This window comes from Phenylobacterium sp., assembly GCF_044371015.1.
Lineage (GTDB): Bacteria > Pseudomonadota > Alphaproteobacteria > Caulobacterales > Caulobacteraceae > Phenylobacterium.
The window spans coordinates 1-10,554 of the sequence record NZ_JBILUK010000108.1; the positions used below are offsets into that span (position 1 = coordinate 1).

A 10,554-nucleotide genomic window follows, 5' to 3' on the forward strand; every position below is an offset into this window, starting at 1 on the left:
GCGACCGTCCAGCACCGCCCCGCCCGGCTGGCCGGCGAAGTCTTGCTGGAAGGCTAGGAGCGCCGCCCGCACCTCCGGATGCACGCCCGCACGGCTGGCCAGCTCGCCCGCCGCCCGCGTCCGCAATACCGGATCCTCCAGCATCGCCGCCGCCAGCGCCTTCGCCGCCGCCGCGCTGGCCCGGGCGTCGTCCGGATCGGCGCTCAACACGCCCACCGCGCGATAAAGCAGCCCGGTATCAAGGACGGGCAAACCGTAATGGGCCCCCAGCCGGCCGGCGATCGTCCCCTTGCCGGAAGCCGCCGGCCCATCAACCGCAATGACGAAGGGGGTCACCCCCCGATCTCCGCGCCCAGTCCGCGCATCAGGCTGACGAATCCCGGGAAGCTGGTGGCGATCATGCCGGGCTCGTCGACCTCGATCGGCGCCTCGGCGTTTAGGCCCATAACCAGGTGGCTCATGGCGATGCGGTGGTCGCCATGGGTGGTCACCCGCGCCCCGCCGGCCACCGGGTGGTTGCCCGGCGAGACTCCGACCACGGTCATCATGGCCTGAGCCCGGTCATCCGCCACCTCGACCCCGCAGGCCCGCAGCCCCGCCAGCATCAGGGCGTAACGATCGCTCTCCTTGACGAACAGTTCTTCGAGTCCGCGCATGACCGTCGGTCCCTCGGCGAAGGCGGCCGCCACCGCCAGGATCGGGTATTCATCGATCATCGAGGGCGCCCGCTCGGGCGGGACGTCGACGCCCTTGAGCGCCGAATGCCGCGCCGTCACATCGCCGATCAGCTCGCCGCCGGTCTCCCGCACATGGGTGACGGAGAGGTTCGCGCCCATCTCGCCCAGCGTCTCCAGAAGCCCGATACGCAGCGGGTTGAGCAGCATCCCCGGCACGGTCACCTCCGATCCGGGCGTGATCAGCGCGGCCACCAGCGGGAAGGCCGCCGACGACGGATCGGCCGGAACCTCCACCCGCGCGCCGGTCAGCCGCTGGCCGCCCGCGAGCGTGATCCGCCGCCCGCCGGCCTCTTCGACCACATCCAACTGCGCGCCAAAGCCCGTCAGCATCTTCTCTGTGTGGTCGCGCGTCGCCTCCGGCTCGAACACATGGCAGCCCGCCCCGTTCAGCCCGGCGAGCAGAATGGCCGACTTCACCTGGGCCGAGGGCTCCGGAAGGCGGTAAGCCACATGCCGTAACCCGCCGCCCTGCAGCGTCAGGGGCAGCCGCCCGCCTGAGCGGCAGACCCAGCGCGCGCCCATTTCGCCGAGCGGCTTCAAGACCCGGTTCATCGGCCGGCCGCGCAACGAACCATCGCCCGTGAAGGTCGCCGCCAGGTCAAACCCCGCCGCGGCGCCCATGATCAGCCGCACGCCGGTGCCGGCGTTGCCGCAGTCGACCACGTCCGTCGGCTCCACAAACCGGCCGCGGCCCGTCACCCGCCAGCGCCCGCCGCCAGCCGCGCTCTCGCCCAGCCGCGCGACGTCCGCTCCGAAGGCGGCCATGGCGGCGGCGGTGCGGCGCACGTCGTCGCCTTCGAGCAGGCCTTCAATCTCGGTGACGCCCTCGGCCAGCGCGCCGAGGATCAGCGCTCGATGGCTGATCGACTTGTCGCCCGGCACGCGCGCGAGGCCCTTGAGCGGGCCCGAGCGGGCGCTGCTCAGTCTGGCCGGGGCAGGGGGGGTGTCCATCGCGGAAATCGCGCCTCGATACAGGGGTAAGACTTGGGGAAAACGTGGGCGGGGATTGCTTTGACAGCCGCTCCGGCGCGTGGCAAGGGACGCGGCTTCTCCCGGAACCGACGACTTTTTGAGGCTAACCTTTGGCCAATCCCGAGCTGGGCACCAAGCAAATCTGCCCCACCTGCTCCGCCAAGTTCTACGATCTGAACAAGCGGCCCGCGCACTGCCCGAAGTGCCATGCCGAGTTTGACCCCGACGAAGCGGTGCGCAACCGCCGCGTTCGCGCTCGTGCGGTTGTGCCCGATTCAGAGGCCGACGAGGAGCGCGAAGACCAGGTCGCCGTCGCCGAGCGGGACGAGGACGAGGAAGAAGAGGCCGTCACGCCCGAACTGGACGAGGTGGTCAACGACCCGGTCCTGGTCACCGACGACGATGACGACGCCGAAGAGCCGGCGCCGGCTGTCTCCGAGGATCTGGGTGAGTTCGTCGACGAGGACGACGCCGACGACGCCGACGTGCCGTTCCTTGAGGACGAGGACGACGACGACTTCGATGAATCTGAAATCGAGGGCCTGCCCGACGGCGACGAGGACCGCTGAAAAAAGGCAGGATACCGGGCTTGATCGCGCGGAGCCCTTTGAATAGGTTCCGCGCCTTCCGGAAGACCCCCGGGGCTATAGCTCAGTTGGTAGAGCGCTTGAATGGCATTCAAGAGGTCAGCGGTTCGACTCCGCTTAGCTCCACCATGAAGGCCCGCGGGTAACCCCGCGGGCCTTCGCCGTTTCGGACAGGGAGACGCAGCATGACCAACACCGAAATCGCGGCCGCCCTGTTCGACGCCCTGGCGCGGAATGACGCCTCGGCCGTGCGCGGGCTCTGCGCGCCGGACATGCAGGTGCGCCAGAACGATGGGGCGCCGATGAGCCTGGAGGGGCTGCTGCGGTTCAACGCCAAGGTTCAGAGCGTGATCTCAGGCTTCGGCTACCACGCGGCCGTGCGTTCGGCGACCGACACCGGATTTGTCGAGGAGCACGCAGTGCGCGGCGTAGCGCCCGGCGGCAAGGCGTTCAGCTTTACCGTCTGCGTCGTCGCCGATGTGCGCGACGGCAAGGTCACGACCGTGCGGGAGTATGTCGACACCGCCGCTGCGGCCGATCTGATCGCGGCGTTGGGGTAGGGTCGCCCTCTCAATCCTCGAGGATCAAGCTGTGCTTGCGGTTGTCGGGGAGGAAGAAGACGACCACGAACGAGAGCGCCATCAGGGCGGCGACGTAGACGAAGAAGCCCATTTCCACGCCGGCCTGCTTGAAGCCCAGCGCAATCGGTTCGGCGGTGCCGCCGAACGCCGCCGCGGCCAGGCCATAGGGCAAAGCTACCCCTAGAGCCCGCACATTGGCCGGGAAGAGCTCGGCCTTCACCACCGCGCTGACCGCGTTGTAGCCCGACATCACGAACACAAGCAGCGAGACGATGGCGAAGGCGATCCAGGGATTGTCCTGCCCCGCGAGGAAGGTCATCGCCGGATAGGACAGGATCGCCCCGCCGCCGAAGGCGAACCATAGTGTCGCCTTGCGCCCCAGATGGTCGCTGATCCAGCCGAACACCGGCAGCGCCAGCAGATAGACCACCAGGGCGCCGGCGGTGATCGCCGTGGCGGTGGCGTCGGCGAAACCCGCCGTGCCGGTCAGGAATTTCGGCATGTAGGTGGTGAAGGCGTAGAAGGCCAGCGACCCACCGGCGGTGAACAGGAAGATGATCAGCGTCTGACGCGGATAGGCGGTGAACAGCATCATGGTGCGGGCGCGCTCCTCGCCGGCGGCTTGGGCGTTTTCGTAGGATTGGCTCTCTTCCATGTGCGAGCGGATCCAGAACACCACCACCGCCATGGCCGCGCCGATGAAGAAGGGGATGCGCCAGCCCCAGGCCTCAATGTCGGCCCGGTCCATGGTCAACTGCATGAAGCTCAACACGCCGAGTGCGATCAGCTGGCCCATGACCATGGTCACAAACTGGAAGCTCGACCAGAAGCCGCGCCGCCTCTTGCCGGCCATTTCGGAGAGGTAGGTGGCGCTGGCGCCGTATTCGCCGCCCACCGAGAGGCCCTGAAGAATGCGGGCGAATACGAGAAGAATCGGCGCGGCGATGCCGATGGTCTCGTAGCCCGGCAGGACGGCGATGATCAGTGAGCCGCCGCACATCAGGGTGACGGCCGCTGTCAACGCCGTCTTGCGTCCCGCCCGGTCGGCGTAGAGTCCCATCAGCCAGGCGCCCAACGGGCGGGCGAAGAAGCCGACGGCGAACACCGCCATGGTCTTGAGCAGTCCCGCCAGGTCGTCATCGCCCGGGAAGAAGTGGGCCGAGAAATAGACCGCGAACACCGAGTAGACGAACCAGTCGTACCACTCGACCAGATTGCCCGAGGAGCCGCCGAGAATGGCGCGCAGCCGCTGGGCCGGCGTCAGTCCCGGCGCGATCATGGCCGCCGGAACCTGGCTGTCGACCCCCGTCTCGGTTGCGGTCATGCGTGCGCCCCTGCCTCGTTGGGCATGATGCTAGAGCATTTTCCACCGAAGTGGACACGGGTTCGGCGCAGAGAATGCGGCAATTTCAAAGAGGCCTGAGCGCCTGGCTCCGGCCAGCGCCATCGGCCGCTTCGGCCGGATCAGTCGGCAGCGTCCGACGTGTGCAGCCTCGCCTTCGCGTCGGTCACCTGCAGGGCGTACATCAGCCCGACCCAGCCGCCCTTGATGCGCGGCAGTCCGGCCAGCACCACCGCGGTCAGACCGCCCAGCAGGATCGGGAGCGCAATGATCGGCGAGGTCTCCCACACCACAGGAAACACCAGCAGCGGCGCGATGATCAGGTGTCCGACAAGGAGGATGGTCAGATAGGCCGGCCCGTCGTCGGCGGGATAGGCCGCCAGGCGATGGCCGCACGCGGCGCATTCTGGCTCGATCTTCAGATAGCGCCCATAGAGCCGGCCCGCGCCACACGACGGGCAGTGATGCGAAAGCCCGCGCGAGATGGAGCGCCAAAGCGGAAAGACGATCTCGGCCATGATGCGCATATGCGCCGCGTAGCCAGTTGTGTCATCCCGGATTCGGCCGAGTCCACGTTCGGGACCTCACGCGGCTGAGGGTTGGCGCTTCGCGTGGGATGGCGCCCGAATGGTCTGCTACTTCTTCGCGTCTTCCGCGGCGCCGGTGACGGCGCGACCGGCGGCCTGGGCGTCGCGGCCAAGGCCCGAAATGGTGTTGCAGCCCGATACGACCAGCGAAACGGCGGCAGCGGCCAGCACGATCAGTTTGTTCATGGGGTGAGATCCTCCGAACGGGCTGGAGACGTCGCCCACGGGGGCGCCAACGTCAAGCCAGGGTCAACGCGACCTTAAGTTTAGGGCCTCAGTGTGCGCCGGATTGGGGGGCCCTGATGGACGGGTTGCGAGTTCACTTTGAAGTCTTTGTGCGCAAGATTCCGGGCGCGCCCTGGACGATCGACCTTGCCACGCCTGATCGCGCCCAGGCGCTGGGTCACGCCCGAGAATTGATGGCCCAGGGCCGCATCGCCGCCGCCCGCGTCTCGAAGGAGACCTTTTACGAGGACAGCCGCGAGTTCGACAGCGTCTTCATCCTGAAGCTCGGCTCCGCCGACACCGCCGCCAAGTCCAAGCCCCAGGCCGAGACCAACCAGCCGCTCTGCGTCACGCCCCAGGACCTCTACACCGCCCACGCCCGTGAGCGGGTCGGTCGGCTGCTGGAAGATTGGCTGGGCCGCAACAACGCGACGCCGTTCGAACTGCTCCATCGTCCTGATCTGATCGAAAAGCTCGAAGCGTCGGGCACCGATCTCCAGCACGCGATCCAGAAGATCTCGATCCCCGAGGCGCACGCCCGCGCCATGTCGGTGCACGAGATGATCCGCACCTACCAGGCCCTGATCGAGCGGGCGGTCGACCGGCTGATGAAGGACCACCGTAAGGGCGCGCTGCCCAATATCGACAAGGAGGGCTTCGCCGCCGCCGCCCGCCGTCTCGTGGCCGAGCCCGAGCGCAGCTACCTTTTGGGCGCCGGCGTCGCCGCGTCCATCGCGCCGGCCCGCAGCTGGGGCGAGAAGGTCACCCGCCTGCTCGATCTGGCCGACGCCGCCCCGGCCGACGGACCTGGCCGGGGCCTGGCGCTTTCGACGATCCAGCAACCCCTGGCCGAAATCCTTGAGACCAAGCCCGGCATGATCGACCTGCTCGGCAAGGGTGACGATCTGGGCGCCAATCTGGCGGCCATGACGCGGCTCTCGGCCTTTAAGTCGGTCGAGCGCCTGATGAAGGCCGAGGCTTCCGTCGGCAAGGTGATGCCTGAGCTCTCCGACCTGGCGAAGCGCCTGGCCGCCTGGCTCTCCAGCGAGGCCTTTCAGGATACCCGCGCCGCCATCGGCCGCCGAATTCTTCGCGAGCTCACCGGCCCCCGCCGTCTTTGTCCAGGTGACGCGGCGCGCGAGATCGACGTGCTGCGCGCGCTCGGCATGTCGCTCACCGCCGCCGCCGGCAAACTGCTGCCGCTGGAAGAGGTGCAGAACGCCTTCACCGTGCGGTCCAGGATGCTGGTCACCGGCGACTTCGTTGAGGCCTATCTGACCGATGAAATGAGCGCCCTGGCCGAGGTCGAGGCCCTGGTCTGGCTGGCCGAGAACGTCATTGGCCAAGCCAACAAGCGTCAGGCGGCGGGCTGGCTCAAGGCCGTCATCACCGCGCCGCGCTTCGAACGGGAGATGATCTCCGGCGAGGACAACCCGGGCGCTCGCCTGGTCCAGCTGGCCGGCCTGCACCGTGGCGTGGGCCGTTGTGGACTTGAGGAAGATGACTTCAAGCCGCTGCAGGAGAAGCTTGGCGACATGGGCGGCGACATCGAGGGCCGCTCGAAGCTCACCGCCAACGTCGCCCGCGCCAACGCCCCGCTTATCCAGCGCCTGACCCTGCTGCTCAAACTGGCGGCCGGCGAAAGCGCTCCGGCCGGCCCGGCCACTTCCCGCGCCCGCAGCGAGGCGCTCAAGCTCTTCAAACTCGACGAGACCCGCGCTGAACTCGCCGCTGAGCCCGAACAGATGCGCCAGGTCCGCGACCTGATCCAGCAGGCCGGTCTGGCGGCCTAGGTTCCTCTTTTGCCCGATCAGATGACTTCGTCTGATGCGGACGGGCTCTAAGGCGGCGCGCTGGCCAGAATCTCGCGTTTGCCGGCGTGGTTGGCCTGACTGACCACGCCTTCGCGCTCCATCCGCTCGATCAGCGAGGCGGCGCGGTTGTAGCCGATCTGCAGGCGGCGCTGGATGTAGCTGGTCGAGGCCTTGCCGTCGCGGGTGACCACGGCCACCGCCTGATCGTAGAGGTCGTTGCCGCCCTCTTCGCCGCCGCCACCGGCCTCGCCGCCCGCCTCGTCGTCGTCATCACCCCCTGCGGTGACTTCGTCGAGGTAAGACGGCTGGCCCTGGTCGCGCAGGAACTTGGCCACGGCCTCGACTTCACCGTCCGACACGAAGGGACCGTGAAGGCGCGTGATCCGCCCGCCGCCGGCCATGTAGAGCATGTCGCCCTGGCCCAGCAGTTGCTCGGCGCCCTGCTCGCCCAGGATGGTGCGGCTGTCGATCTTCGAGGTGACCTGGAAGCTGATCCGGGTCGGGAAGTTGGCCTTGATGGTGCCGGTGATAACGTCCACCGACGGGCGTTGCGTCGCCATGATCAGGTGGATGCCCGCCGCCCGCGCCATCTGCGCGAGGCGCTGCACGGCGCCTTCGATGTCCTTGCCGGCCACCATCATCAGGTCGGCGACCTCGTCGATGATCACGACCAGATAGGGCATCGGCTCGGGCCGGATCTTCTCGCTTTCGTAGGTGGCGCGCCCGCTCTCGTCGAAGCCGGTCTGCACCGTGCGCTCGAAGTGTTCGCCCTTGGCCAGGGCCTCGCGCGCCCGCTCGTTGAAGCTCGCGATGTTGCGCACACCGATCTTCGACATCCGCCGATAGCGATCCTCCATTTCGCGCACAGTCCACTTCAGCGCGACGATGGCCTTCTTCGGATCGGTCACCACCGGCGTCAGCAGGTGTGGGATGCCGTCATAGACGCTGAGCTCCAGCATCTTGGGGTCAATCATGATCAACCGGCACTGCTCGGGCGGCAGCTTATAGAGGATCGACAGGATCATGGCGTTGACGCCCACTGACTTGCCCGAGCCGGTGGTCCCGGCGATCAGCAGGTGGGGCATCTTGGCCAGGTCGGCGATGTAGGGCTCGCCGCCGATGGTCTCGCCCAGCGCTACAGGCACGACCTGACCGCCCCGCTCATACTCTGGCGCTGACAGCAGGTCGCGAAGATAGACCGTTTCACGCCGTTGGTTGGGCAGTTCAATGCCGATGGCGTTGCGGCCGGGCACGACCGAGACCCGCGCCGACGCCACGCTCATCGACCGCGCGATGTCATCGGCCAGCGCCACCACCCGCGCCGATTTCACCCCGGCCGCCGGCACGAGCTCATAAAGCGTCACCACAGGGCCAGGCCGGATCTGGTCCACCTGGCCGCGCACGCCGAATTCCGCGAGCACGCTCTCCAGCAGTTGGGCGTTCTGGCGCAGGGCGCCCTCGTCGAACTGGGCCGAGCGCGGTTTGGCCTTGGCCAGCATGGCCAGCTCCGGCAGACGGAAACCCTGGCCCTGTGCGAAGGCGAAGGTGGCCTGCGCCTCCTTCTGCTCGCGCACGCTCTCCTTGGGCGTGGCCTTGGGCGTGCGGACCTGTGGCGCGGCGGCGTCGGTCGCCTCAAGGACAGGCGGCGGATCGACCACCAGCGGCTCGCCCGCCGCTGCGGCCTTGCGGCGTGCGACCCGCGCTGCGCGCGGCTCGGGCTTGGCGGCGGTCAGGCGCGGCCGGGGGGCCAAGGCCCGCGCCAGCATCGCTGCGCCGGCCCGTGCATCTTTGCCGGTGAGCCCCAGTCCGAAGCCCAGCGCCACCAGGCCCACGCTTCCCAGAATCACGCCGGCGACGGGCTCGCCCAGAGGGATGCGGGCAAAGCCGATCAGGCCGGATAGGCCGACGAACAGCCCATCGCCCCAGAAACCGCCCAGGCCCCGCGCCAATGGCCAGGCGGCGGGCGGCGGCGCCCAGGCCAGCGCCCCGGCTAACAGCAGCACGCCCACGGCGCCCGCGAGCGCCCGCAGGCGCAGGCGAAGGCGCGCCAGATCCGGCTCCGGGTCGGCGGCGCGCGCCAGCCCTGTCACCACCAGCATCAGGGCCGCAAAGGCGGCCGCGATCCCCAGGGATTGCAGTCCGATATCGGCGAGCACCGCGCCCCCGCCGCCGAGCGCATTGCCGGGCGCGCCGGGGCCGGCGGCGTTGAGGCTCGGATCGGTTGGCGAATAGGTGGCGAAGGCGACCGCCAGGGCGACGCCGCAGGCCGCGACCAGACCGCCGCGCAGGCGCGCCGTGGCCGTGTGCGACCAGGCCAGCCGGGCGATGTGCAGCGCCAGTTCGCCGCCCGTCTTCCGCGCCGTCCGCGCCATGCTCCCCCCGCCCGATTCGCGAAGCTCCATCTGACCCCGTGACCGTTAAGCGGGCGTTTACCGTGATCACGACGAGCACCCGCCCTTCCGCGCGCGGCGCTGTCGGACTAGGCTTGGGCGCATGAACTGGTCGATGCCGCATTCCGTCCTGCGTCTGGTCGCCTTCGGCCTGGGCCTCGCCTGCCTGGGCGCCTTCACGCTGGCTCTGGCGACAGCGCCGTCGCCGGGCCGTCTGCCGGGCGAGCGGTCGAGCGGCGCCGTGGGCCTCGTGCTGCAGGCTCAGGACGCCACGCCGCTCCTCGATGAGCGCATAGAGGGCGCGCCGGTCCCTGACGAACTGACCGAGGAGGAAAAGGCCGAGCTGGAGGCCGAAAAGAAGGCCAAGGAAGAGGCGCTTGCTCTGGCCAAGGCCGAAGCCGCCAAGGGCGCCCCCGCCGGTCCCGAATCCGTCGTCGCCGCACCGGTCGCCGCGGCGCCTGCCGAGAAAGCCGCGCCGCCGCCGCCGCCTCCGCCGCCCAAGGCGGAAGAGCCCGTGTTCTGAGACTGACGCTGGCGGATCTTCAGGGTGGCTGGCTCAGCTTCCCTGGCTCTGGACCACCCATAGACCCGCCAGCATCAGCAGGTAACCGGAGGCGATGCGCCAGCTCATCGGCTCCTTGAAGATCAGCCAGCCGATGATCGGCACCAGACCGGTTCCCGCCAGTGCAAAGGCATAGGCCCTAGATAGCGGCAGACGGGTCAGGATGTAGAACCAGACCAGCGCGGTCAGGCCATACCAGGCGAGCGCCAGCAGCAGCGGCACGTTCGTGGCCAGCCGCGCCACCAGCGGCGCTCCCGCGCGAGTCTGGTCGTGGATCGCCGCCCATTTGAAGAAGGCCTGGCCCATCGGCATGGCGACGGCGAAGGCGGCGCAGAGCGCGATATCCTTCGGACTCATGCCTTGGGTTCCAGCCCGCGCAGCACGCCCAGATAGGGGTGGATCGGGCGATTGGGCACGTTCAGAACGTCGAAGTTTATCGCCTGCAGCAGGAACTGGGCGCCCAGGATCACCGGCAGGGCCGCCAGCATGACCACGCCCGCCGAGGCGGCCTGGCCGGGCACTCGATTGGCCAGGTAGCTCAGGGCATAGGCGACGCCGAACAGCGAGAAGAACAGGCCGAACACCAGCTCAAGGCTGGCGGCGTTGAAGTCGCGCACAAAGTACTGGCCCACGACCCGTTGGGCGAGGTTGCGCGCATGGCGCCAAGCAAAGGGCCCGATGATCCGGGCGATGCGGATGTTGGAGACCTCGTCGGCGTAGCGCGACGGCATCGGCACATCCCGCACCACGGCCCGGA

11 protein-coding genes, 1 tRNA gene and 1 pseudogene are annotated in these 10,554 nt (G+C 68.7%); 5 read left to right on the plus strand and 8 right to left on the minus strand.

All coding sequences use genetic code 11. The annotated features are described in order from the left end of the window. Together ACIQ3R_RS10455 and aroA are read right to left on the minus strand one after the other, a co-directional pair. A partial coding sequence (locus ACIQ3R_RS10455; protein WP_397418154.1) for a (d)CMP kinase occupies nt 1–336 on the minus strand: 336 nt, incomplete at its 3' end. Further along, complete coding sequence (aroA, locus tag ACIQ3R_RS10460; RefSeq protein WP_397418157.1) at nt 333–1,688, minus strand: 3-phosphoshikimate 1-carboxyvinyltransferase; 1,356 nt, start codon at nt 1,686–1,688, stop codon at nt 333–335. The genes aroA and ACIQ3R_RS10455, both read right to left, overlap by 4 nt. A gap of 131 nt (nt 1,689–1,819) precedes the next feature. Between aroA and ACIQ3R_RS10465 the strand changes: the two genes are divergently transcribed. From ACIQ3R_RS10465 to ACIQ3R_RS10475, 3 genes are all read left to right on the plus strand, one after another. Next, the gene (locus ACIQ3R_RS10465) at nt 1,820–2,278 is read left to right on the plus strand and encodes a TIGR02300 family protein (protein WP_397418160.1); all 459 of its coding nucleotides are present in this window, start codon (nt 1,820–1,822) and stop codon (nt 2,276–2,278) included. A gap of 71 nt (nt 2,279–2,349) precedes the next feature. Then, a tRNA-Ala gene (locus ACIQ3R_RS10470) sits at nt 2,350–2,425 on the plus strand. Nucleotides 2,426–2,481: 56 nt separating this feature from the next. Then, nucleotides 2,482–2,856, plus strand: coding sequence for a nuclear transport factor 2 family protein (locus tag ACIQ3R_RS10475; protein WP_397418163.1), 375 nt, complete (start codon nt 2,482–2,484; stop codon nt 2,854–2,856). Nucleotides 2,857–2,866: 10 nt separating this feature from the next. Here ACIQ3R_RS10475 and ACIQ3R_RS10480 read toward each other — a convergent pair whose 3' ends face one another. The 3 genes from ACIQ3R_RS10480 to ACIQ3R_RS10490 all read right to left on the minus strand — a co-directional run bounded on the left by ACIQ3R_RS10480 (nt 2,867) and on the right by ACIQ3R_RS10490 (nt 4,992). Further along, nucleotides 2,867–4,201, minus strand: coding sequence for an MFS transporter (locus tag ACIQ3R_RS10480; RefSeq protein ID WP_397418166.1), 1,335 nt, complete (start codon nt 4,199–4,201; stop codon nt 2,867–2,869). A gap of 140 nt (nt 4,202–4,341) precedes the next feature. After that, nucleotides 4,342–4,737: a DUF983 domain-containing protein gene (locus ACIQ3R_RS10485; protein ID WP_397418168.1), complete on the minus strand. Its 396-nt coding sequence runs from the start codon at nt 4,735–4,737 to the stop codon at nt 4,342–4,344. 117 nt (nt 4,738–4,854) lie between these two features. Further along, the gene (locus ACIQ3R_RS10490; RefSeq protein WP_397418170.1) at nt 4,855–4,992 is read right to left on the minus strand and encodes an entericidin EcnA/B family protein; all 138 of its coding nucleotides are present in this window, start codon (nt 4,990–4,992) and stop codon (nt 4,855–4,857) included. Nucleotides 4,993–5,108: 116 nt separating this feature from the next. Between ACIQ3R_RS10490 and ACIQ3R_RS10495 the strand changes: the two genes are divergently transcribed. After that, entirely contained in the window at nt 5,109–6,824 is a 1,716-nt protein-coding gene (locus tag ACIQ3R_RS10495) for a hypothetical protein (protein WP_397418173.1), read from the plus strand. Nucleotides 6,825–6,871: 47 nt separating this feature from the next. Here ACIQ3R_RS10495 and ACIQ3R_RS10500 read toward each other — a convergent pair whose 3' ends face one another. Beyond that, nucleotides 6,872–9,217: a DNA translocase FtsK 4TM domain-containing protein gene (locus tag ACIQ3R_RS10500; protein WP_397418175.1), complete on the minus strand. Its 2,346-nt coding sequence runs from the start codon at nt 9,215–9,217 to the stop codon at nt 6,872–6,874. 133 nt (nt 9,218–9,350) lie between these two features. Between ACIQ3R_RS10500 and ACIQ3R_RS10505 the strand changes: the two genes are divergently transcribed. Further along, nucleotides 9,351–9,758, plus strand: a complete 408-nt coding sequence (locus ACIQ3R_RS10505; protein WP_397418178.1) for a hypothetical protein — start codon at nt 9,351–9,353, stop codon at nt 9,756–9,758. 33 nt (nt 9,759–9,791) lie between these two features. Here the strand turns inward: ACIQ3R_RS10505 and ACIQ3R_RS10510 are convergent, their stop codons facing one another. Beyond that, a complete protein-coding gene (locus tag ACIQ3R_RS10510) occupies nt 9,792–10,154 on the minus strand; it encodes a hypothetical protein (protein ID WP_397418181.1) in 363 nt (120 codons plus the stop codon). After that, a pseudogene (locus ACIQ3R_RS10515) lies at nt 10,151–10,554 on the minus strand (glycosyltransferase family 2 protein); the annotation flags it as partial. The gene ACIQ3R_RS10510 and the pseudogene ACIQ3R_RS10515, both read right to left, overlap by 4 nt.

Excerpts from the sequence above, each read along its gene's own strand:
- aroA (WP_397418157.1), bottom strand. The coding sequence starts at position 1,688 with ATGGACACCCCCCCTGCCCCGGCCAGACTGAGCAGCGCCCGCTCGGGC.
- ACIQ3R_RS10475 (WP_397418163.1), top strand. The coding sequence starts at position 2,482 with ATGACCAACACCGAAATCGCGGCCGCCCTGTTCGACGCCCTGGCGCGG.
- ACIQ3R_RS10480 (WP_397418166.1), bottom strand. The coding sequence starts at position 4,201 with ATGACCGCAACCGAGACGGGGGTCGACAGCCAGGTTCCGGCGGCCATG.
- ACIQ3R_RS10485 (WP_397418168.1), bottom strand. The coding sequence starts at position 4,737 with ATGGCCGAGATCGTCTTTCCGCTTTGGCGCTCCATCTCGCGCGGGCTT.
- ACIQ3R_RS10490 (WP_397418170.1), bottom strand. The coding sequence starts at position 4,992 with ATGAACAAACTGATCGTGCTGGCCGCTGCCGCCGTTTCGCTGGTCGTA.
- ACIQ3R_RS10495 (WP_397418173.1), top strand. The coding sequence starts at position 5,109 with ATGGACGGGTTGCGAGTTCACTTTGAAGTCTTTGTGCGCAAGATTCCG.
- ACIQ3R_RS10500 (WP_397418175.1), bottom strand. The coding sequence starts at position 9,217 with ATGGCGCGGACGGCGCGGAAGACGGGCGGCGAACTGGCGCTGCACATC.
- ACIQ3R_RS10505 (WP_397418178.1), top strand. The coding sequence starts at position 9,351 with ATGCCGCATTCCGTCCTGCGTCTGGTCGCCTTCGGCCTGGGCCTCGCC.
- ACIQ3R_RS10510 (WP_397418181.1), bottom strand. The coding sequence starts at position 10,154 with ATGAGTCCGAAGGATATCGCGCTCTGCGCCGCCTTCGCCGTCGCCATG.